Source organism: Pedobacter sp. AC402 (genome assembly GCF_979252805.1).
In genome coordinates, this window is sequence record NZ_CEEDAI010000009.1 from 1,174,302 (window position 1) to 1,194,583 (window position 20,282).

A 20,282-nucleotide genomic window follows, 5' to 3' on the forward strand; every position below is an offset into this window, starting at 1 on the left:
ACATAAACACAATGAAAAATATATTTTTAACCATATTGTCAGTCGTTGCTGTAGTGACCATTGGGAATGCACAAATCCCAAACGATACTTTATATGTCTATGGTCCCGGTGGGCCGCTCGGACCGATCAATGAATGTGCGAAGGTTTTTGGAAAGCAGCATGATATCGTAATTAAAGTCACTGCCGGGCCAGATAATGAATGGATGCCGGATGCAATGAAACATGCAGATCTGTTCTTTGGAGGAGCAGAATACATGCTTTCAAAATTCATGTCTGACCACCCAAACATGATAGTGGCGAACTCTCGGACAGAGTTATATAAACGTGCGGCAGCGATCCTGGTACGGCCCGGCAATCCTAAAAACATCAAAAATCTGGGCGATCTCTGTAAACCAGGTGTGAAAATTCTTGATGTGAATGGGGCTGGGCAAATGGGGCTTTGGGAAGATTTGGCAGGTCGACAAGATCTGATTGCAAACATACAGCAGCGTATAGCAGGTACATTTGCAAATTCGGCATTGGGTATTGCTGCATGGAAAAATGATCCTCAATATGATGCCTGGATAACATTTGGCTCCTGGCATAACCGTTTACCAGACCTCACCTCAATGGTTAGGATTCCTGTTACACAAACAGTCTATAGAGGTACACCTGTAGTGAGGGGTAGCACTGGTACGCATAAGTCGGAAACTGAGGATTTTATCAAGTTTATGCAATCCGATAAAGGACATCTCATTTTCAAAAAATGGGGTTGGGAATAAATAATGTCTAAAAACTTATCTTCTATAACATGAAGTTATGGAAGATAAGTTTTAATGATTTGATCGGGGTTTATTAGTTATGGATCTTTGAATTAGAAAATAAAGACAATCAAAATTATGACACAAATCAAAGACAATTCAAATTCTTCTAAAATAAAGGCGGGTAACCTGCTAAACTTAAATTTAAACACCCGTAAAATTATCTTCATCCTGGCAGTTTTGCTGTGCCTCTTTCCATTTATGTCGCCTCCTTTAGCCTTATTGCTAGGATTAGTATTGGCGCAACTAATGGAACATCCCTATCTGCATTTAAATCACAAGGCCACAAACCTGCTGCTAAAAATTTCTGTTGTCGGGCTAGGATTTGGAATGAATGTATTCAGTGCAATGAAAGCAGGAAAAGAAGGCGTACTGTTTACCGTAGTTTCTATTTTCGGAGTGCTTATCATTGGTTTTATCCTGGGAAAAGTATTTAAAATAGAACGTAAAACATCTTTTTTGATATCAGCTGGAACGGCGATCTGTGGTGGAAGTGCTATTGCTGCATTGTCGCCTGTAATGAACGCAGAAGAAAAACAGATCTCCGTTGCAATGGGTACTGTTTTTATACTCAACTCGGTGGCCTTATTTCTTTTCCCCGCTATCGGACATGCGCTTAACTTGTCACAGTCACAATTTGGTATGTGGTGTGCCATTGCTATTCACGATACCAGTTCTGTTGTTGGGGCAGCCAGTAAATATGGTGAACAAGCACTACAGATAGCCACAACTGTTAAGTTAGCCAGAGCACTATGGATTGTTCCCGTAGCGTTTGGTACATCTTTCCTGTTCAAAAGCAACAATAGCAAAGTTAGTATACCCTATTTTATAGGGCTATTTATCCTGGCAATGATCGCCAACACCTACTTACCTTTTATTAAGCCTTTTGCGCCCTACTTTGTAGCATTAGCAAAAGCAGGCTTAACTTTAACCTTGTTCCTGATAGGAAGCGGACTCTCATTTACTATCTTGAAAGCAGTGGGGATAATGCCACTGTTACAAGGCGTAATTTTATGGATAGTAATTTCAAGTGCTGCATTATGGGCAGTTATATCTTTGGTTTAAAATACATTAGTTACTGATCATCACCAGCTTTTTTGAAAGATCATCAATAAGAACCACATGTTTATAATCGGCGCCACCTGTTCCTACACTCTTAATTATCCCCGAGGATTGACCGCTAAAAGCTCCTTTTTCATCGGTCTTAAAAGAATTGATTACATAATCTGCGTTAAACGTATCATTTGAGGAGTTGGTTAACGCTAAAGTATACGAAGTATTTGGCTCGAGTTTTTTAAAGTCCTGTTGGACAAGATCAGTCAAGCCTACGCTTCTTACGTTTAGCATGCCTGATGACATTGAATTATCCTTATTCATCAATTTAATCACCTGACTTTTGTCTGCAAGATTAAGCGGGGTTAAATTTTCTTTTGAGGCATTTGCAGGGCTGGCATTAGCGGCGTACAACAATGCTTGCGGACATTGTCCAATAGCAATGGTTTTTACAACGGCCATTTTTACCAGATCAACCACTTGTACCTGGTCATCATTTTCTAATCCGACATATGCAAATTTACCATCTGCCGAAGTCCAGACGCCATGTGGCAATGATCCTGTCGCAACGCTATCAGTAAGCTTGAAATCTTGTGAAACACTAAATACTTTTAAGCTGTTTTCTCCGCCAATGGTTGCCAGCATCACAGGTGAATCATTAACTAAAGTAAAAGTGACATGGTTGGTAATTGGACCTGTATTTAGTACTGTATGTATCGTATTTGTCTCCGTGCTGATGACAGTGATCTTCCCTACATCCTTATGTGTCAATGCAATCCATTTCCCATCAGGACTACAGAATATATTTGGAGAAAATGGACTAACTACTGGAATACGCTTTACAATAGCATAAGAAGTTGCATTCACTACATCCACTTCTGCAGTAAAGCTGGAACAAATATAAGCCCATTTTCCATCTGGAGTAAAAGCAACCATTCCCGGGCCGTCGGCTACTGGAATTTGCTTGATTTCAATCAGTTTATTTGCATCAATTACGCTGATATACGATTCTCCTCTTACCGATATCCATGCCTGTGATCCTGAAGGGTTAAAGGTTGCCTCATGCGGTGAACGTCCGATATAAACAGTTTTTAAAACTTTATTTTTTGCTGTTGAAATAAAGGTTACTGAATTTGATCCAATGGAAACCGCTGCTAGTAATTGCCTTTTAGGGGAATAACCCAGGCCATGAACCAGGGCCTGTCCCTTATATAGAGGACTTAAGATATCAGGTTGGGGTTTACCAAGAACAATATTTCCTAATAGCGTTTGTGTTGAGGGATCTAAGACAGAAACCGTATTAGATATCTGATTGCCTGTATAAACCCTGTCTTGGGCATAGATTGATTGTGCTTTTGATTGTAGGGCAAAACTGAATATTAATAGCGTAAACAAGGATATCTTTTTCATATGTTAATGGGAGTTTGTAAATGTCTTCATTTGTTGGATTTCTATCTGTTCATCTGAGATAATATTCTCGGCCAGTCTTTTTACATTTTTATTTTTTCCATACCGCAACTCAACTTTAGCCATGTCGATGGCAGCCTGATGGTGAGGAAGCATTATCCTTGCAAAGGACAGATCAGTATCAGACAATTGTTTTTCTTCAGGCATTTGTTCCATCATCACTTTCATCATCTTCTGGTTGGCGTTTTGATGTTGGTTGCCTGTAGCGATAAATCCTTCAGGATGGCTGAGCAGGAGTCGCATTTGCTGAATCTGGGTTTGTTGCTCAGCTTTGATACTTTTAGCTAGCTGAATCATTTCTTTATTTTTTCCGGTCTTAATCTCTTCTTCTGCCATATCAATAGCACCCTGGTGATGTGGGATCATCATTTGTATGAAATCTCTGTCTGCAGATGTGGTAGCTGATATTTCATCCATCTTCATCATCATATGAGCCATTTGCCCAAGGAAGACATTTTTTTTAGTTGCCATTTGCATGTGTTCATGTTGTGCTCGTGCAGAGAAACTAGCAAATAGTAGAAGTATAGACGTGAATCTGATCATGGTTTGATGTAGAATATTAATTGTGATAAACTGTTTATGCCAAACAAGCCTTATGCGATAACCGCAAGATCCTGAAATTTGTTCTTATTGAGCTATATTACATCTACATCAATTGGCGAGATAAAATTAACCATGTAAGTTCTTCTGTCTAAATCATGCTCCATGGGTTGCGTTTTGCCATTTTGATCTGTCGCTCTAGCCATTAAACTATATCTTCCAGTCTTAGCAGGAACCACCCATTCAAATTCAAATAGCTGCCAGGCGAAAGGGATAGCAGGACCAATTAATTTTGCTGGTTGCCATGAATTTCCTTTATCCGTGCTTATTTCTACTTTCGATAGGTTACTATCACCTGACCATCCTGCACCCCTTACTTGATAAGGTTTTCCAGCCGGCACCGCTTCAAACAATACCGGCCTTGATATTTCAGACTTAACCAATGTAGTGGTTACGGGCGTCAAGGTAGGTAGTCCTTCAACACGCTTCCAGTAAGCATATTCAATCGTCTGCCAATAGCCATCAAACGGCTTTTCAGATGCAGTAATTTTCATCAGCCATTTCACAGATGCCATACCATACCATCCTGGAATAATTGCCCTTGCCGGGAAACCATGTTCAGCACTCAATGGTTTTCCATTCATTTCATAGGCGATGATGATGTGATCCTGCATTGCTATATTTAACGGAATGCTTCGGGCGAATTTGATTTTTCCTGGTGATTTCGGCTCTTCTGTAATCATCCCCTCATCATTCCCTTCCAAAATAATGTCTACCGTACCCACCTTTATGCCAGCCTTCTTTAACAATACGGATAAAGGTACTCCTGTCCATTCAGCATTGCTGATCCCACCTTGTTCCCATCCTAAACCCTTCACTTTTGGGGCGAGGTTAGCACGTCCGTTTCCGGCACATTCTATAGTAGCCATTACCTTTTTTGCAGGAAGCTTTTTAAGTTCGCTCAGATTGATCTTTATGACATGATTGGTGTTGCCGCCAATCTCTAATTCCCAATTTGTAGCATTAATATTGGGAATATTAAAATGACTCCTGATGAAGAACTGGTTATTTGGAGTAATCCTGTTTTTTAACGTAGGAAATGGAAACTCCATATTTAATGGCTTTTTCTCTCGCGTAATAAGTCCTGGAAAGTCATTGTCTTCTCTGGTTTGTTGAATCTCCTTCGCCGAAGCCCAGGATGGTATTGTTGCGCCAGCTATCACCGGGATAATTCCAGTAACAAAATTACGTCTGTTTAACGTGTAGTTTTGTGATGTTTTGTCGTTTTTCATTTCAATAAATGTAGGTGATTACAATATAGCCAAAAATCTCTCATAGGATAACTTGTATTCTTCCTTTTTCTTGATGGTTGAAAGGAAACAACTGTAGACTTTACTTCATCGCTGGCCTGCTAGAAAAGACACAATAGTTCTATAACTGTTTATCAAATACTCATCTCAATTTCTATCAAAAAACGGTGGAATAGTGATAGGACTAGCAGTCATCTTTCAAAAAACGAGGGAATAATGATAACGGAAATACTGGAGGAGCTATATAAAAAGCTCCATCCAAATTTCTAATTTATACTTAAGATTTGTCAATAGCGACACGATATGTCGGATCTTCATATATATTAACATCAATAACACTTTCAGCGTTTTTAAGTAGTAGCCTACAATCTTCGCTTAAATGTTTTAAATGAAGTTTTTTACCCGCGAGATGGTATCGTTCTGTTAACTTGTTTAATGCTTCAATAGCAGACATATCCGACACTCGACTGTCCTTAAAATCAACAATTACTTCAGATGGGTCTTCATTAACATCGAACTTTTCAGTGAACGCTGTAACTGAACCAAAAAACAATGGCCCATAAATTTCGTAGTGCTTGGTGCCACTTCCATCCACGAATTTTCTTGCACGAATCCTTTTTGCACTCTCCCAGGCAAAAACAAGTGCCGATATAATTACACCAATTAAAACTGCAAGGGCGAGGTTATGAAGCCAAATGGTGATCGCAGCCACCAGTATGCCAATAAATATATCTTGTTTTGGCATTTTATTGATGATCCGTAAACTGATCCACTCAAAGGTTCCTACGGCCACCATGATCATCACGCCTGTAAGGGCAGCCATTGGAACTAAACCAATTATCGGTGCGCCAAACAGAATGATAAGCAAAATAGTGAGTGCTGCCACTATGCCCGACAGGCGGGCTCTCGCCCCTGCTGAAAGATTTACCAAAGTCTGAGCAATCATTGGACATCCTCCCATACCATAGAAAAAGCCATTCAGAATATTGGCAATACCCTGAGCTATTGATTCACGGTTACCATTCCCCCTGGTTGCAGTAATTTCGTCTACTAGGTTAAGTGTTAACAGCCCCTCGGTAAGCCCAACTCCTGCCATGATCGCGGCATAGGGCAATATAATTTGAAAGGTTTCAAATGTCAATGGAATCTGAGGAATGTGAAATGGTGGAAACCCTCCGCTGACAGAGGCAATATCGCTTACTGTTTTAGTATCGATACCGAACCCGAGGACGACAAGAAAAACAACAATAATAGCAACCAGGGATGGTGGTACCGCCTTTGTTATCTTTGGAAAGAATAGTACGATAGCAATGGTAAGCGCAACCAACCCGGCCATGATTAAAAGTGGGCTACCGGTCAACCAGGCCTCTTTTCCATTGATGATGGTTTTGAACTGTTCAATCTGGGCCATGAATATAATAACTGCCAGTCCATTAACAAAGCCATACATTACCGGTTGGGGAACAAGTCTGATAAATTTCCCAAGCTTGAAAAGACCTACCAGGATCTGAAAGGCGCCGGCGAGGGCTACAGCGGCGAATACATATTCAATTCCATGCGCCTGCATCAAAGCAATCAGCACAACTACGACTGCTCCTGCACCGCCTGAGATCAGACCTGGACGACCGCCCAGAACTGAGGTTACAAGCCCCATAATAAAAGCTGCATAAAGACCGACCAAGGGGGGGAAACCCGCAAGGATAGCGAAGGAGAGCGATTCAGGCATCATGGTCATGGCCACAGTGATGCCAGCCAAAATTTCGGTTTTGTAGTTGACTTTTTGAGATAAGTCAAAAAAACGTGTACGTAAGAACATACCAATAAAATTAAAGGTCAAAAATTATAAAATAAGGGGCATTGCCCTAGCAAGGGATTATGCTAAGGGAGAAAAGAGTCACTGAAAGAATTCAGGGCTTTGTCACAGGGTTATATGAAACTTGTTTAACTTTTCTCATTTCGATTGATGCAAAAATAGAAAAATATTTTTAAAATCTGTCATTACCTATGGTTTTGCTCTGGTGTCTGAATTAACAGGAGGCAGATTTAGACCGTAAAAATGAAAATGTTATATTTGAAAAATATGCCAATGTCGATCAACAAAAAGGTTTTTAAAGACTTTTTCAACTCTACAACATCAAGTGGGATTATCTTATTTTCCTGTTTAATTTTGTCTTTAATAATAGCAAACTCGCCACTGGGTGAAGGCTTTGATAACTTTTTAGCGAATCAAATTGGATATGAAACCACCAGTTTACATTTAAAGTATTCTGTTGCGCTATGGATCAATGATGGCCTGATGGCCATTTTCTTTCTTTTGGTGGGACTTGAAATTAAAAGGGAAATTGTGGAAGGTGAACTTTCCTCACCTAAAAAGGCAATACTTCCGATTATATGTGCGATTGGTGGTGCCATTGTGCCGGCAATAATCTATACCATATTTAACCGTGATACGCCAACTGCTAGCGGATGGGGTATACCAATGGCTACAGACATTGCTTTTGCACTAGCCATTCTATCGCTCCTGAGTAAAGGTTCCACTTTCCCTAAAGATCTTTCTAGCTGCCCTGGCTATTGTTGATGATCTGCTTGCAATATTAGTAATCGCGGTATTTTACTCTTCGGATCTCCACTATATGAATATGGTTTATTCCGGGGCTATATTGATACTACTGTTCCTCTTTAATCGCTTCGGGTTAAAGAACCTTGCCTTTTACCTAATTCCAGGTATTTTTATCTGGTACTTTGTTCATCACTCAGGCATTCATGCAACTATTGCAGGAGTTTTGATAGCGCTTACACTACCCACAACAGCAGATCATAAAGAGTCTCCACTGGAAAAACTAGAGCATGCACTTACTAAACCCGTTAATTTTCTGATCATTCCAATATTTGCACTGGCCAACACCAACATCCGTTTTGAAAACGGCATGGTAGAAGGGCTTTTTACAGGTCTGGGAATGGGCATTGTGCTAGGTCTGGTTATTGGTAAACCTTTGGGTATATTATTTATATCATGGCTCAGCGTAAAGCTTAAGCTAAGTGAGCTACCTGAAAATGCAAAATGGGTTCATATCCTTGGTGTTGGCCTACTTGCAGGTATCGGGTTTACCATGTCCATATTTATATCAATCTTATCCTTCGCTGACCCGCTGCTTGTTCAGGAAGCAAAGTTTTCAATTCTTGTCGGCTCCGTAATATCAGGACTATTAGGTTATTTGATTTTAAACCTTAGCAGCAAAAAGAGAGATCAGAAGAATTAAAATTAATATTCTGATAAATTTGTTGTTTCATTAATAAATCGTAATATTGCAATATTATATGGGACTTACAAAAACCGAAATGTTTACCTCCGAGCAGAACCAGCTTGCTCAGCTATTAAAAGCAATGGCTCACCCTGCACGTATTGCTATTCTGCAAAGAATACTAGTTTTCAATACTTGTATTTGTGGAGATCTTGTAGAGGAGCTGGGTCTTGCCCAAGCTACAATCTCCCAGCATTTAAGGGAATTAAAGTCTGTCGGGATTATCCAGGGTACCATCGAAGGGGTTAGCGTTTGCTATTGCATAAACCCTGAAACATGGAAATTACTGGAAGCCCAAATCGGTGCCTTCCTTGGATCATATAAGCTAGAAGCTAGCTGCTGCTAGCTTTTTTTAATCAAATCAATCGTTTAATTGCAATATAAAAATACTTAAATCTTTAATTATGAAACTATCAGAAATAAAAGCCCACTTGGCGCAGGCTGAAAGCGTAAACTTTCAATTAGAAAACGGTACACCAGTTCCTGAACATTTCCATGTGACCGAAGTTGGTGTTGTTACTAAAGATTTTATTGATTGTGGCGGTACGGTACGTCATGAAAAAGTAGCCAACTTCCAACTTTGGGATGCCAACGATTTTGAGCATCGTTTGAAAGCAGGCAAGTTGCTAAACATCATATCTCTTTCTGAAGAAGTATTGGCGATGGAAGATCTGGAAATTGAGGTAGAATACCAGGCTCAAACTATTGGTAAATACGACCTTGGTTACGATGGTAAAAACTTCCTGCTTATTGCTAAGACAACAGCGTGCCTTGCTCCGGAACTATGTGGTGTTCCTGAAGTAAAACAAAAAGTACAATTTCAGAATCTTGCTGCTTCAGGATCAGCGTGTACACCAGGTGGCGGTTGCTGCTAAATAATCAATCATAAACTATGTCTGCAAACAACTGTGCACCTGCTGCCGAAAGAAGAAAATTAAGCTTTTTAGACCGGTACCTTACACTATGGATTTTTCTAGCGATGGGTATCGGTGTAGCTACCGGCTATTTTCTACCATCTTCCTCCGGATTTATAAACTCGTTTTCCAGTGGAACCACAAACATCCCATTAGCTATCGGACTGATCTTAATGATGTATCCGCCACTTGCTAAGGTGAAATATGAAAAGATGGGAGAAGTTTTTAAAGACACTAAAGTCTTAAGCGTATCCCTGGTTCTGAATTGGGTAATTGGTCCACTTCTAATGTTTTTTTTAGCAATCACTTTTTTAAGAGATTATCCGGAATATATGGTTGGGCTGATCCTTATTGGCCTGGCAAGGTGTATTGCTATGGTGGTGGTCTGGAACGAGCTTGCAGAGGGTAACAGGGAATATGCAGCAGGCTTGATTGCACTGAACAGCATTTTTCAGGTATTGCTCTACAGTGTGTTTGCTTATATCTTTATTACCGTTTTGCCACCTTTTTTTGGTCTGGAGAGCCTTGAAGTAAACATCACCATTTCCGAGATTGCTAAAAGCGTAGGAATCTACCTGGGGCTTCCCTTTGCAATGGGTATAATCAGTCGGTACGGCCTTATTAAACTGAAAGGTGAAGACTGGTTTCAAAACAAGTTTATCCCGCTGATTTCCCCAATTACTTTGATAGCGCTACTTTTTACTATCGTAATTATGTTTAGCCTGAAGGGCGAACTGATTGTACAAATTCCAATGGATGTAGTGAGAATTGCTATACCCCTTGTTATTTATTTTTCTATCATGTTTGTGATCAGCTTTTTTGCTGGCCGTTACTTCGGTGCAGACTATTCAAGAAGTACATCAATTGCTTTTACGGCCACAGGAAATAATTTCGAACTGGCCATAGCAGTTGCTATTGGTGTTTTTGGAATCAATTCGGGACAAGCATTTGCGGGCGTTATTGGCCCTTTGGTTGAAGTCCCGGCACTGATTGCCCTGGTCAACCTTGCTTTTTACTTCCGCAAGAAATACTATCCGTCAAAAAAATTAAACACCATACATTAATGAGAATTGCACTTTTTTCAGATATCCATGCTAATCTTCCTGCCCTGGAAGCCTTTTTTAAACACGTTGAAACCAGAAACACTGATGCAATTTATTGCCTTGGAGATTTAGTTGGATATAACATCTGGCCAAACGAAGTAATAGATGAAATTCGCAAACGAGGCATACCAACTATCGCAGGAAATTATGACTGGGGCATTGGCAGGTCTAGTGATGATTGCGGTTGTGCCTATAAAACAGAAGAAGAAAAAGCATTAGGTAAGGTTTCTATCTCCTACACAAACGAAGTGGTAAGGGACGAACAGCGTGCTTATCTAAGAACCCTTCCTGCTCACATTAGACTAGAATACCAGTTGAACCACGATAAACGCAATATTCTGTTTGTACATGGTAGCCCCCGTAAGGTCAATGAATACCTTTTTGAAGACCGTGATGAAAAAAGCATGCTTCGGATCATGGAACAGGCAGATGCAGATATTATGTGTTTTGGCCATACCCACAAGCCTTATCATAGAATTTTAAACTCAGGGAATGAAGGTGCGGATCATTTCAGGCATGCCATTAATATTGGCTCAGTAGGTAAACCAAAAGACAGCGACCCAAGGGGTGGTTATGTTATTTTAACCATCAACCCTGATAGTACAGTAAACAATAAGGACAGTGTTAAAGTCGAATTTATTCGCTTTGAGTATGATATAGAAAAGGCAGCTAAAGCCGTAGAGGATAGTCCTCTTCCGAATGAATATGCAGACATGTTGCGTAGAGGATAAGGTATGAGAATAGCACTATTTTCAGATATTCATGCCAATCTACCTGCATTTAAATCAATGTTAGACGATATGGATGACCAAAAACCCGATGCCGTTTATTGTCTCGGTGATCTGGTGGGATACCACATCTATCCAAACGAAATTATCCAGGAGATCCGTAAGCGTGGAATCGGAACTTTGAAAGGTAATCATGACCAGAAGGTTGAAAAATTAATTACAACCCCGAATAGTCTCCAGGAGCCAGGGAAGAATTATGCGTATCATTTAATCAGCCAGGATAATAGAGATTACCTGAAGACACTGCCTGCGCACATTAAATTGGAATACAAACTACAATCCGAAACACTCAATCTTGTTTTTGCCCACGGCAGCACCAGAAGTATAGATGAATATATTTTAATAGATACGGATGAAAAGTATGTTTTAGATATGATGCAGGAAGCAGGTGCAGACATGCTCTTTGTTGGTCATTCTCACAAGCCTTACCATCGTATTTTAGAGGATAATGATAATAAGTTTAAGCACGTAGTTAACCTCGGGTCGGTAGGAAAGCCTAAAGACGGAGATCCCAGGGCTGCTATGTGATACTTACCATTGCTGCAGACAGCTCCCTATCAGATAAAAACAGCATACAGGTAGAGTTTATAAGGTTTGAATATGACGTAGAAGCCTCAGCAAGAGCTATTGAAAATAGTTTGTTGCAAAGTGAATTTGCAGATGCATTGCGACTAGCCAAATAACACTAACCAAATGGAGGTCAACACCAGAGACTATGCGCCAATAGAAAAGCAGCTTGCAAAGTTCATGCGGGTCTTGGCACACCCAGCCCGGATGGCTATAATGATCCGGCTTGCAAGGAAAGAAAGTTGTACTGAAGGAGTAATAAACGATCTGCCAATTGAAGAATCTTCAGTTGCAAAGCATCTTAAAGCCTTAGAAGTTGCTGGACTTATAAAAGGGAATACCTCAAATTTACGATCACGTTATTGCATTAACTGGTACGCCTTTTGGATTTCTCTGAACAATTTAATTTGCTATTTAACAGTTTTTTAGAGCAAGCACCAATTCAAAGCTGCAAGACCAAGGTTTAAGCTATCTATGATAGTTCAGCTAGGGGTTCTAATACACGGCAGAGCAAGAGAAATATTGCGATCATTATTTCTCTTCTTCCAATTATCAAAAAACGGTCGTTTCTTGATAATACAAAAATGGGCGAAACAATTCATTGAAGAGGCTATTGGAATAGATTTCAAAATGATAAATTCCTTGGTAAAACTTATAGTAATTTCTTTTTACGATACTGCCTTTCCACCTTATTGTTTAACAAATTCTCAAAATCAACTATCGCTTCGCAATGCTCATAAAAGTTCGAACTTCCGCGGATTGACTCTACCAAGACGGCAAAAAGCCTTGAAGTTCGAACCCTTTTCTTTGAAAAGAGCTCAAATTCAAGGCTTTTTCTTTTTATGATGTTTTCTTAAGAAAAGAAAAAAAACATGCATAAATGCTTTGTTAACTGAAAATGAAGCACTTAATGGTTCGATCCTGCTCGGGTTAACCCAAACGGCGAAAATTTTATTAAGAACCTAGTTAACAGACGTTTATGGTTCGAACTAACAAACCGCTATAGTTTTCTTTCTTGATTTTCTTTCTTAAAATGATCTTCGACTATTATCTTTGAAAATCTTTTTAGTGTTCGAACTACCTCTTCAGCTTCACTGTCAGAAAAGTGTTTAAACATAGGTAAAGCCTTAACTTCTTGAATAGTAATATCATTAAAACGACTGAAATTTAAGTCATCTAGATTTTCCATAATTATAGTTAGAATTAAGCCAACTCAAAAATAGCTTAATAAATACGTAATTGAATTGTGCAATCGGAATTATTATCCAATTACTCGGCAACATTTCTTACATTATTATTTGGTTAATTTATATGATCAACGGCATCGCTAATGATATTGCAGAACCAGTTTTATATTCTTGGATTGAATTATATTTGTAATATATTTACAGTTAAAACGCTACTTATTTATGACTGCTATAGTTGGGGTATTAAATTCGCAAGGCATCGCCATCGCTGCCGATAGCGCTGTGACCGTATCTGGAAATAATGTTAAAAAGGTTTATAACAGGAGCAATAAAATCTTCACGCTCTCCAAATTCCATCCCGTAGGAATTGCGATTTATAACCGTGCAGATTTCATGGGAATTCCATTGGAAACATTGATCAAGATGTACAGGAAAAAACTCGGTGATAACTATTTTGATACTATCGAAGAGTACAAGCTCGATTTCCTAGAGTTCATAAAGCAACAGATGAATAAAGTCAGTCCAGAGTTGATCAAGTCTTCTTTTTTTGGATTTTGTTCAGAGTCTCATTGGACAATCATAAATAATACTATTGCCGCACTCAATGATAAGGCAACAGAGTTGAGAGCAATCCGGAGAAGAGGAAAGAACTATAATTTACCATGAGACTCTAACTGAGGTAATTGATAACTATAGCCAGATTCTCAACCAATACGCTCAAGCAAATTATATCGATCTCACTTTTGAACAATATTGTGATCACTATGCAGAGGAGCTGAGTACCATAGAAGACTACATTGCAAGCGAGGTCAAAAGACATTTTCATGACTTTACTCTAAGTGCAGACCACCGCAGTTCAATAAAACTTATGCTTTATGCCTTGATAAACATAGGCTGGATATTTGAGAAACATTGTGGGCTAGTCTTTGTTGGCTTTGGAGAAGAAGAGATATATCCATCTAGTCACCTTGTACTTGCTGGCCAGCCGATAGGTGATGAATTTCGCTTTGCGATTTTAGACCCTGTAAAAATTATTCCGGGATCTTTAGATTCAAACATTCTTCCCTACGCACAGGGCGACGTTACTACTACTGTATTGACCGGTGTGGATCCAAACTATAAAAATGAGGTAAAAGAATCTGTTAAAACAACTTTTCAGTCTGCTGCCGATGAAATCGATGGCATCATCAATGATCCCGATCTCGCCCAGCAAATAAGGACTGCAATGGAAACGATATCCGATTCTTTAATACAAAAAATGGAGGATTATCAATACACAAAAATTACAGGACCTCTACTTGAAATCTTAGCTCACATGGGTAAAGAAGATATGTCCGAACTGGCAGAATCTTTGGTAAATATAACATCCTTAAAACGTAAATTTACCTCGTCAGATTCTGCAGATGAAAGTGTAGGTGGCCCAGTAGATGTTGCAATCATCACAAAGGGGGATGGCTTCATTTGGATGAAACGTAAACATTATTTTAGTATGGAAAACAATCAGGCCTTTCAAGACAAGTACTTTAAACCTTAAATTATGTATAACTTAGAAAACAAGCGACACAACAAATTTGCTTTAAACAATGGACTGGATAAGATCAATAACATTGTTACATACAATCGAGCTATCATTAAAAATACCCTTGGCAGCCAGCCGAATACGCAATCAATCGCTGAGCATATCCGAGGTGTTGTGGGGCAGGAGTTTGCAAAGATTAAAAGATAAGAACAGCTCTTTTCAGATAATCCTCAGTTAGGCGTGCCTTTCGGAATGGATGTCCCGGATAACCCCTGTCCCCACAAGCTTGTTACCTTCTAGGATAGTAAAAGCATCACCTGATTTAAGGTTCTGACGGATGTTGTTAGCGGGTAAAAGTTTCACATTGGCAACAGCAGTCATGCCGGGAAGGACCGTATTCATATCAGGAAAAGATATTTCTCCCGTAAAATGCTGTTTTGAACTGAAAGAAAATGACGGACGGTAATTATCGAAAATAGGCTTTTTTCTTCCACCATTTTCAGTTGGCAACAGCGTAAGTAGTGCCGTAAAATTATATGCGATCTGGTTCATAATACCTCCTGTTCTACAAAGTTAATACAATTATTGAAAGCATCCAAGTGCTCTTCACTGATACTAACCGCTTCGAATCCATCCAGTTCCAATTCATCCGGATTGGCCTCAACTAATCTTCCTTCAAATAAGGTTACGATCAGTAGGTAGAGATAAGGCGGATCATAATCCTGCAGCACTGATCGGGCTACGAAACTCTCGACAGCCTTCCTGGATTTGAAAAATTGTTTGGCCTCCAAGGACTTGGCAGAGGTTTCGAACCGTTCTGCTAAATCATAACTGTCCTTTTCTCCCTGGGATATGGCACGATAGAGTTTCATTAATTAGCTTTTTTTAAAAATAAACAAAATCAGGTGTTCTTCCAAAAGCGTCTTTTCCATCATAGTAGTTGGCCTGGACTTTGAGGCCTTTAAGATCATCAATGGTTTTAAAGTCAGGGAGTAGTCCTTTAGATTTTAGGGCCTGAATAAAAAAACCTTTCTAATTGACCCCTTTCCGCCGAAACATTAACTAAATGACCTATAATAATTTATATTAAAGTTATTTCTGGTGGCAAGAGGTCAATCTATGCTGGTTTATCCAACTTATTATCGAATCTTAAAATTACCGCCAGCTTTCTTGATATCATGATATGTTTGCATTAAGTTTTCCTCTATAAGAAAATTGTGTAATCGGTAGAAGTCAATTACAGCGACAAAATTAATATAGTTTCCATGAAAGATGGGCTTTTTTTGTTAGCTGCGAGTATAATTTCGTTCTTAACGAGATGCTAACAATATATGTGTTAATTAAAAATCTCTTTCCAAAAGATCTTTCTTAAATAATTTAAGTTTTAAACTAATTCTTCCTATTTAACATAAAAAATATTCTTATACTCAAAGTATTCATCTTTAACAGTGTATCTTTCTTTCAGATATAAACATATAGACATTAGGTACAGCAAGAGAAAAAATATCATCCAAAACGATGTTAATTTTCTTTATTAAATAAAGGTAATCCCCGATTATATTAAAATGGATTCATACAAACCAATAATACTACTTTTAGCCGAAGCATTAGCGTTAGCTTTAGTCATCGGTTCATCAATATACTTTTCCCTGAAAGGTGTCTTTGGTGTAAATGCAAAATGGTACCAAGTATTTCTTATGGTATGGGTACTGCTAGCGATTCTTATTGGTGCTTTGAAGCCAAACAAAATTGAACAATATCAAATAAGTACTTCAATCTTTGCTAGTGTTGTTATACTTGGTTTGTTTGGCTTAATCAGGATTTTAATTCGCTGGAATAAAAATAGAAATAAAGCACCCGATACTTTATAGATAAAGTTTTCAATATGACCTTTCCAACAATCCCATTATGAGCGCATTCGAGAATTCAGATGTGAAATTCATATCCGACTATCTTCAATACTATATGTATAAAAATAGTATAGATGAAATGACCGCGGACGAGTGCGCAGACTTTTAGCTCAAGGTAAAGTTTTGCCAAATAAAATTGGGCCTAAACCGGGCTTCAATTTTAGACAAATGTTAAAGGATAAAAGGGATAGCAAAATAGATCTGGCATTAGGTGCACAACAAAATTATCCAAGAGCTAAGTGGACAATAAAAAGAATTAAATCTTAATAAATGATCTTATGAGTATAGAAGAATTTAATATAAAAAGAAAATTAGAACGCGAAGAAATTCTTCTTGGCGGTATAAGGCCAAGTTCGAAAGACTATCAAAAGCAATTTCAATTAGTAAAGGATTTAAAACTACAATTAGAGTTTTTAGATATCCAAAATAAGGCAAAATAAACAAGATCCTGATCATAAACAATCCCAATAAAGGAACCTTAACGCAAACAAAGTCTCATCTTAATGAAAATCCAGAAAATTAGAGGTCAGAAAAGAAGGTCAAAGAATATTGAAGATTGGTTACACGCCAATTTGATTTACAATAAAAGATACTTCTTTAAAAACCACAGTGATTATTGTAAAGTTATCGTGCACCCTTGGTGCGATATCTCCATTATCAACAGCACAATTCCCGAGCCTAGGAGAAAAAACAGAAGAAAAATTATCGGCAGGATTACTCGATATCTATGAATCTTTGGAAGACCGAACTAGATTCCTTAGCTAAAGATTATTACCTGAAAATTTGGTTATTTGAACCTTATATTTCCAAATCACAGGTCGTTTGTGCAATTGATGAGAAGCTGCACATTTATGATGATACTTTCCACCAATCGAATCCTCCGAAGGCATTTAGATTTAAAAGTTATGGTGAATTAGAAGGAAGAATAAAGCAATACCAATGGAAATCTTTTGAACATGAAATGACTTTAGAAGATGATCACTTAGGTGAGCCCGAAGACTATCGTAACCCAAAGGATTACATTGAAACGAAAAAGTGGATTAGTAAAAAACTTAAAAAACCTCACCGTACATTTACGCTAATAGAAAATGGTATTGAAAGAACCTTTAATGCATTTCCACAGGAACAATTTGGATTGGAGGCAGATAAGACTAGTCACAATTTTACGTGTAGTTATTTCACTAAATATTGATATTCATCTCACAAAATGAACAGATAATTTGACAAATCATCTAAGCAATGCATAATAATAAATGTAAATTAATTGTGAAAAATATGACCATTTGATTTAATCTATTTTTTTTTAACTATTTTCGATTATATTTACTGCCTAACTACTCTGGAACAATAAGTCTATTAGATTGTTATAAGAATAGTTGAATACAAAATGAGAAACGCATAATGCCAGAAAACAAATTCCTTGATAGCAAATCCCTTGCTGTGATTTTACTAGGCAATTTCAATCCATCAATCTTTCAGCCATTTTGGTTGTCAAAAAAAGAGTTAATAACAGAAAAAGAGGCTCAAGATGCCAAAATTGACATTATTCATAATGAGCTCGTTGTCTATGACTTAGGTTGGGCAAAAATAGACGTAAGATTAGATAGGTTTGAGATATCTACCCATTCCGAACCTTACTTCAAAATCGTCAAAGATCTCATTACGGGAATTTTCGTTTACCTGAGAGAAACTCCCATAAGAGCTATAGGAATTAATTGTGTATTTAGTCTAAACTTGCAAGATGAGGATAAGTACTATAATTTTGGCAATAAGTTAACTCCTTTATCGAACTGGGACTTTATGAAAACTCCCAGATTAGCAAACATGGAGGTCTTAGAACGGGAAAGAGAAGATGGCCATCGAGGTCATTACAGAATACGTATTGAAGCGGATAAAGCTAATAAATTTGGGGTCTCTGTTTTAATGAATAATCATTTTGATTTGGACGAACAAAAGGGTAAAAATTCTAATGAATTTGTTTCTATTATAGAAAAGCAATGGGATAAATCTTTCAATTTGGCAGAAGCAAACTTAGATCACTTAATAAATAAATTATTATAACTCTCATGGAAGGCACTTTAGATAGAAAATCAATTTTAAGCAATTCCAAACGTACTGCACTGATAATTTTGGAAAGTCGCAAAATCTTCAGGATATTTTTCAGGCTGTAAATTATGAGTTGAAAACGGCAAAAGTACATGACACAAGACAGCTCGTTAATGAATATCAAAATAATTACCAGTTTGAAACGCAAGAGTCGTTGAAATTGAAAGTTGATGACAAGATAAAAGCATTCAATACCTCGAAAGTTTCTGAGAGCAAATTTTATTTCAAAAGAACGCAAAATTGGACAGGGCATATTTTAGAAATCCATGATGATTTCTTTCTTGCTAGATTAGATGATGGCAATTCTTTTGGAACATATGAGGTAGCAGAGTTTGACTTTGATGATGTTTCGGAGGCAGACAAATGCCTAATAAAGTTAGGGGCTATATTTTATTGGAGTGTAGGGCATGCAGTCAGAAGTGGTCAAGCAATGAAAGAATCATTCATACGTTTTCAACGTTTGCCCGCTTGGAACATCGACGAATTAGATATGGTCGTTGATCAAGCATCAGAATTGCGCAAAACCTTGAAATGGGAGTAATATTTGACGCACCCAGTGAGAGAACTTTAGAAGTTACATTAATAGGTACTGGTGGTGGATACGGTGAAAGTAGTGTTGTACATCTTGGCAATGATGAATGGGTTATCATAGATAGCTGTCAGGATCCAACAACTAAGGAATGTTTACCTCTAAAATATCTAAAAGATATTGGACTTGACGTAAAAAGATCTATTAAGCTGGTAATATGCACACATTGGCATGACGACCATATTCTGGGAATGTCGCAATTGTTAGCTGAGTGTAGTCCTGAAACTAAATTTTGCTTTGCACCATGTACAGACAAAGATAAGTTTTTGGCGCTATTGGAAATAGATGCAGGCAAGGCCTTGGATAACCCTTATATATCTTCTACAAAAGAATTTTTTGACTGTATTACTATAATAGCTCGAAATGGAAAAACCCCTCAGAGAGCTGTCATAGATAGACTATTATATCGTTTTGAAGAAAAAAATATAAATGCTGAGGTTTTTACTCTATCTCCATCGGATTATTCATTAGCTAGATTTGACCATGAAATTGGGGATATCATTGAAATTGCTAAGCAAAGAAATAGAAAACTTGTAAATGTTTCACCAAATACACGTTCAATAGTAACATACATAAAAGTTAACAATCATAGAATAATCCTTGGAGCTGACTTGGAAATTTCGAAAGATAGTAGAGAAGGCTGGGAAAATATTCTATCCGCCTCTACAACATTAACTAAAGGGATTAGTTTATTTAAAATTCCCCACCACGGGTCAATAAATGGATACTTTCTTCCAATATGGGAAAGTCACATGCTGGAGGAGAATGTTGCCACATTAACACCATGGAACAGAGGTAGATTGCTACCGCAAATTGAAATGTTAGAGAAATACTCTAAGCATACTAGCCAAATATATTTGACAGCAGACATCAATACTCTTGGAAATAAGGCAAAGCAGCGAGAACCTAGTCTAATGCGACTTATAAAAGAGAGAAATCCAACTTTGAGAGAAGTAAAGTTTAAACATGGGATAATCCGAAGCAGAGCTATGATAGACTCTGAGAATCATGAGTGGGAAACTGATATATTTGGAGAAGCTGTTCATGTAAATTCGAAAATCCTCAAACAAAATTAATCTTAAAGAGCCTATATTGACAGTTACAAATCTATGTGCCACAAGCTTTCA

General features: G+C 38.0%; 25 protein-coding genes and 1 pseudogene. 19 read left to right on the forward strand and 7 right to left on the reverse strand.

From position 1 onward, the window contains the following. The first annotated feature begins 11 nt into the window (after positions 1 to 11). A complete protein-coding gene (locus AC0IWE_RS15925) occupies positions 12 to 761 on the forward strand; it encodes a substrate-binding domain-containing protein (RefSeq protein WP_008245473.1) in 750 nt (249 codons plus the stop codon). Between the two features lie 117 nt (positions 762 to 878). After that, a complete protein-coding gene (locus AC0IWE_RS15930; protein ID WP_008245480.1) occupies positions 879 to 1,865 on the forward strand; it encodes a YeiH family protein in 987 nt (328 codons plus the stop codon). Positions 1,866 to 1,871: 6 nt separating this feature from the next. Here the strand turns inward: AC0IWE_RS15930 and AC0IWE_RS15935 are convergent, their stop codons facing one another. The 4 genes from AC0IWE_RS15935 to AC0IWE_RS15950 all read right to left on the reverse strand — a co-directional run bounded on the left by AC0IWE_RS15935 (position 1,872) and on the right by AC0IWE_RS15950 (position 6,986). Further along, the gene (locus AC0IWE_RS15935) at positions 1,872 to 3,263 is read right to left on the reverse strand and encodes a beta-propeller fold lactonase family protein (protein WP_056095402.1); all 1,392 of its coding nucleotides are present in this window, start codon (positions 3,261 to 3,263) and stop codon (positions 1,872 to 1,874) included. 3 nt (positions 3,264 to 3,266) lie between these two features. Further along, positions 3,267 to 3,863 carry a DUF305 domain-containing protein gene (locus AC0IWE_RS15940; protein WP_082489588.1) on the reverse strand — a complete coding sequence of 199 codons (597 nt, stop codon included), beginning with the start codon at positions 3,861 to 3,863 and terminating at the stop codon, positions 3,267 to 3,269. Between the two features lie 92 nt (positions 3,864 to 3,955). After that, positions 3,956 to 5,152 (reverse strand): sulfite oxidase, encoded by a 1,197-nt coding sequence (locus tag AC0IWE_RS15945; RefSeq protein WP_471793803.1) that lies wholly within the window; start codon positions 5,150 to 5,152, stop codon positions 3,956 to 3,958. A 295-nt stretch (positions 5,153 to 5,447) separates the two neighbouring features. After that, positions 5,448 to 6,986 (reverse strand): SulP family inorganic anion transporter, encoded by a 1,539-nt coding sequence (locus AC0IWE_RS15950; protein ID WP_088300340.1) that lies wholly within the window; start codon positions 6,984 to 6,986, stop codon positions 5,448 to 5,450. 270 nt (positions 6,987 to 7,256) lie between these two features. On the opposite strand from AC0IWE_RS15950, the pseudogene nhaA reads away from it, so the two are divergent. The 8 genes and pseudogenes from nhaA to AC0IWE_RS15990 all read left to right on the forward strand — a co-directional run bounded on the left by nhaA (position 7,257) and on the right by AC0IWE_RS15990 (position 12,273). Next, positions 7,257 to 8,430, forward strand: a pseudogene (gene nhaA / locus AC0IWE_RS15955) (Na+/H+ antiporter NhaA). Positions 8,431 to 8,488: 58 nt separating this feature from the next. Beyond that, positions 8,489 to 8,818 (forward strand): ArsR/SmtB family transcription factor, encoded by a 330-nt coding sequence (locus AC0IWE_RS15960; protein WP_088300341.1) that lies wholly within the window; start codon positions 8,489 to 8,491, stop codon positions 8,816 to 8,818. A gap of 58 nt (positions 8,819 to 8,876) precedes the next feature. Then, positions 8,877 to 9,347 carry a DUF6428 family protein gene (locus tag AC0IWE_RS15965; protein WP_088300342.1) on the forward strand — a complete coding sequence of 157 codons (471 nt, stop codon included), beginning with the start codon at positions 8,877 to 8,879 and terminating at the stop codon, positions 9,345 to 9,347. Positions 9,348 to 9,364: 17 nt separating this feature from the next. Further along, the gene (gene arsB / locus AC0IWE_RS15970; RefSeq protein ID WP_088300343.1) at positions 9,365 to 10,450 is read left to right on the forward strand and encodes an ACR3 family arsenite efflux transporter; all 1,086 of its coding nucleotides are present in this window, start codon (positions 9,365 to 9,367) and stop codon (positions 10,448 to 10,450) included. Further along, positions 10,450 to 11,220: a metallophosphoesterase family protein gene (locus tag AC0IWE_RS15975; RefSeq protein ID WP_088300344.1), complete on the forward strand. Its 771-nt coding sequence runs from the start codon at positions 10,450 to 10,452 to the stop codon at positions 11,218 to 11,220. The genes arsB and AC0IWE_RS15975 overlap by 1 nt, the downstream gene beginning before the upstream one ends. 3 nt (positions 11,221 to 11,223) lie before the next feature. Next, positions 11,224 to 11,805, forward strand: coding sequence for a metallophosphoesterase family protein (locus tag AC0IWE_RS15980; RefSeq protein ID WP_471793804.1), 582 nt, complete (start codon positions 11,224 to 11,226; stop codon positions 11,803 to 11,805). Continuing rightward, a complete protein-coding gene (locus AC0IWE_RS15985) occupies positions 11,802 to 11,960 on the forward strand; it encodes a hypothetical protein (RefSeq protein WP_471793805.1) in 159 nt (52 codons plus the stop codon). Before AC0IWE_RS15980 ends, AC0IWE_RS15985 begins: the two co-directional genes overlap by 4 nt. A 10-nt stretch (positions 11,961 to 11,970) precedes the next feature. Next, entirely contained in the window at positions 11,971 to 12,273 is a 303-nt protein-coding gene (locus AC0IWE_RS15990) for an ArsR/SmtB family transcription factor (RefSeq protein ID WP_088300346.1), read from the forward strand. 571 nt (positions 12,274 to 12,844) lie between these two features. Here the strand turns inward: AC0IWE_RS15990 and AC0IWE_RS15995 are convergent. Next, on the reverse strand, positions 12,845 to 13,033 hold the full coding sequence (locus AC0IWE_RS15995; RefSeq protein ID WP_471793806.1) for a hypothetical protein: 189 nt from the start codon (positions 13,031 to 13,033) through the stop codon (positions 12,845 to 12,847). Between the two features lie 220 nt (positions 13,034 to 13,253). On the opposite strand from AC0IWE_RS15995, the gene AC0IWE_RS16000 reads away from it, so the two are divergent. The 3 genes from AC0IWE_RS16000 (at position 13,254) to AC0IWE_RS16010 (ending at position 14,757) form a co-directional block, all read left to right on the forward strand. After that, on the forward strand, positions 13,254 to 13,697 hold the full coding sequence (locus AC0IWE_RS16000; protein WP_471793807.1) for a hypothetical protein: 444 nt from the start codon (positions 13,254 to 13,256) through the stop codon (positions 13,695 to 13,697). A gap of 202 nt (positions 13,698 to 13,899) precedes the next feature. After that, complete coding sequence (locus AC0IWE_RS16005; protein ID WP_471793808.1) at positions 13,900 to 14,565, forward strand: hypothetical protein; 666 nt, start codon at positions 13,900 to 13,902, stop codon at positions 14,563 to 14,565. 3 nt (positions 14,566 to 14,568) lie between these two features. Then, positions 14,569 to 14,757, forward strand: a complete 189-nt coding sequence (locus AC0IWE_RS16010; RefSeq protein WP_471793809.1) for a hypothetical protein — start codon at positions 14,569 to 14,571, stop codon at positions 14,755 to 14,757. Between the two features lie 27 nt (positions 14,758 to 14,784). On the opposite strand, the gene AC0IWE_RS16015 is transcribed toward AC0IWE_RS16010, so the two are convergent. Then, the gene (locus tag AC0IWE_RS16015) at positions 14,785 to 15,102 is read right to left on the reverse strand and encodes an EF-Tu C-terminal domain-related protein (protein WP_471793810.1); all 318 of its coding nucleotides are present in this window, start codon (positions 15,100 to 15,102) and stop codon (positions 14,785 to 14,787) included. Next, positions 15,099 to 15,422 carry a hypothetical protein gene (locus tag AC0IWE_RS16020; RefSeq protein ID WP_471793811.1) on the reverse strand — a complete coding sequence of 108 codons (324 nt, stop codon included), beginning with the start codon at positions 15,420 to 15,422 and terminating at the stop codon, positions 15,099 to 15,101. Before AC0IWE_RS16020 ends, AC0IWE_RS16015 begins: the two co-directional genes overlap by 4 nt. A gap of 693 nt (positions 15,423 to 16,115) precedes the next feature. Here AC0IWE_RS16020 and AC0IWE_RS16025 point away from each other — a divergent pair. The 6 genes from AC0IWE_RS16025 to AC0IWE_RS16050 all read left to right on the forward strand — a co-directional run bounded on the left by AC0IWE_RS16025 (position 16,116) and on the right by AC0IWE_RS16050 (position 20,231). Beyond that, a complete protein-coding gene (locus tag AC0IWE_RS16025) occupies positions 16,116 to 16,421 on the forward strand; it encodes a hypothetical protein (protein WP_471793812.1) in 306 nt (101 codons plus the stop codon). Positions 16,422 to 16,738: 317 nt separating this feature from the next. Beyond that, positions 16,739 to 16,900 (forward strand): hypothetical protein, encoded by a 162-nt coding sequence (locus AC0IWE_RS16030; RefSeq protein WP_471793813.1) that lies wholly within the window; start codon positions 16,739 to 16,741, stop codon positions 16,898 to 16,900. 287 nt (positions 16,901 to 17,187) lie between these two features. Continuing rightward, positions 17,188 to 17,652, forward strand: a complete 465-nt coding sequence (locus tag AC0IWE_RS16035) for a hypothetical protein (RefSeq protein WP_471793814.1) — start codon at positions 17,188 to 17,190, stop codon at positions 17,650 to 17,652. 209 nt (positions 17,653 to 17,861) lie between these two features. Continuing rightward, positions 17,862 to 18,521: a hypothetical protein gene (locus tag AC0IWE_RS16040; protein WP_471793815.1), complete on the forward strand. Its 660-nt coding sequence runs from the start codon at positions 17,862 to 17,864 to the stop codon at positions 18,519 to 18,521. A gap of 118 nt (positions 18,522 to 18,639) precedes the next feature. Continuing rightward, positions 18,640 to 19,107 (forward strand): hypothetical protein, encoded by a 468-nt coding sequence (locus AC0IWE_RS16045; RefSeq protein ID WP_471793816.1) that lies wholly within the window; start codon positions 18,640 to 18,642, stop codon positions 19,105 to 19,107. After that, positions 19,098 to 20,231 (forward strand): MBL fold metallo-hydrolase, encoded by a 1,134-nt coding sequence (locus AC0IWE_RS16050; RefSeq protein WP_471793817.1) that lies wholly within the window; start codon positions 19,098 to 19,100, stop codon positions 20,229 to 20,231. Before AC0IWE_RS16045 ends, AC0IWE_RS16050 begins: the two co-directional genes overlap by 10 nt. Positions 20,232 to 20,282: the final 51 nt, after the last annotated feature.

Coding starts and splice junctions, on each gene's coding strand:
- AC0IWE_RS16010 (WP_471793809.1), top strand. CDS start 14,569: ATGTATAACTTAGAAAACAAGCGACACAACAAATTTGCTTTAAACAAT.
- AC0IWE_RS15980 (WP_471793804.1), top strand. CDS start 11,224: ATGAGAATAGCACTATTTTCAGATATTCATGCCAATCTACCTGCATTT.
- AC0IWE_RS15965 (WP_088300342.1), top strand. CDS start 8,877: ATGAAACTATCAGAAATAAAAGCCCACTTGGCGCAGGCTGAAAGCGTA.
- AC0IWE_RS16015 (WP_471793810.1), bottom strand. CDS start 15,102: ATGAACCAGATCGCATATAATTTTACGGCACTACTTACGCTGTTGCCA.
- AC0IWE_RS16035 (WP_471793814.1), top strand. CDS start 17,188: ATGAATCTTTGGAAGACCGAACTAGATTCCTTAGCTAAAGATTATTAC.
- AC0IWE_RS16050 (WP_471793817.1), top strand. CDS start 19,098: ATGGGAGTAATATTTGACGCACCCAGTGAGAGAACTTTAGAAGTTACA.
- AC0IWE_RS15925 (WP_008245473.1), top strand. CDS start 12: ATGAAAAATATATTTTTAACCATATTGTCAGTCGTTGCTGTAGTGACC.
- AC0IWE_RS16030 (WP_471793813.1), top strand. CDS start 16,739: ATGAGTATAGAAGAATTTAATATAAAAAGAAAATTAGAACGCGAAGAA.
- AC0IWE_RS15950 (WP_088300340.1), bottom strand. CDS start 6,986: ATGTTCTTACGTACACGTTTTTTTGACTTATCTCAAAAAGTCAACTAC.
- AC0IWE_RS16025 (WP_471793812.1), top strand. CDS start 16,116: ATGGATTCATACAAACCAATAATACTACTTTTAGCCGAAGCATTAGCG.
- AC0IWE_RS15945 (WP_471793803.1), bottom strand. CDS start 5,152: ATGAAAAACGACAAAACATCACAAAACTACACGTTAAACAGACGTAAT.
- AC0IWE_RS16000 (WP_471793807.1), top strand. CDS start 13,254: ATGACTGCTATAGTTGGGGTATTAAATTCGCAAGGCATCGCCATCGCT.
- AC0IWE_RS15935 (WP_056095402.1), bottom strand. CDS start 3,263: ATGAAAAAGATATCCTTGTTTACGCTATTAATATTCAGTTTTGCCCTA.
- AC0IWE_RS15960 (WP_088300341.1), top strand. CDS start 8,489: ATGGGACTTACAAAAACCGAAATGTTTACCTCCGAGCAGAACCAGCTT.
- AC0IWE_RS15975 (WP_088300344.1), top strand. CDS start 10,450: ATGAGAATTGCACTTTTTTCAGATATCCATGCTAATCTTCCTGCCCTG.
- AC0IWE_RS15995 (WP_471793806.1), bottom strand. CDS start 13,033: ATGGAAAATCTAGATGACTTAAATTTCAGTCGTTTTAATGATATTACT.
- AC0IWE_RS15930 (WP_008245480.1), top strand. CDS start 879: ATGACACAAATCAAAGACAATTCAAATTCTTCTAAAATAAAGGCGGGT.
- arsB (WP_088300343.1), top strand. CDS start 9,365: ATGTCTGCAAACAACTGTGCACCTGCTGCCGAAAGAAGAAAATTAAGC.
- AC0IWE_RS16005 (WP_471793808.1), top strand. CDS start 13,900: ATGCTTTATGCCTTGATAAACATAGGCTGGATATTTGAGAAACATTGT.
- AC0IWE_RS16040 (WP_471793815.1), top strand. CDS start 17,862: ATGCCAGAAAACAAATTCCTTGATAGCAAATCCCTTGCTGTGATTTTA.
- AC0IWE_RS15990 (WP_088300346.1), top strand. CDS start 11,971: ATGGAGGTCAACACCAGAGACTATGCGCCAATAGAAAAGCAGCTTGCA.
- AC0IWE_RS15940 (WP_082489588.1), bottom strand. CDS start 3,863: ATGATCAGATTCACGTCTATACTTCTACTATTTGCTAGTTTCTCTGCA.
- AC0IWE_RS16020 (WP_471793811.1), bottom strand. CDS start 15,422: ATGAAACTCTATCGTGCCATATCCCAGGGAGAAAAGGACAGTTATGAT.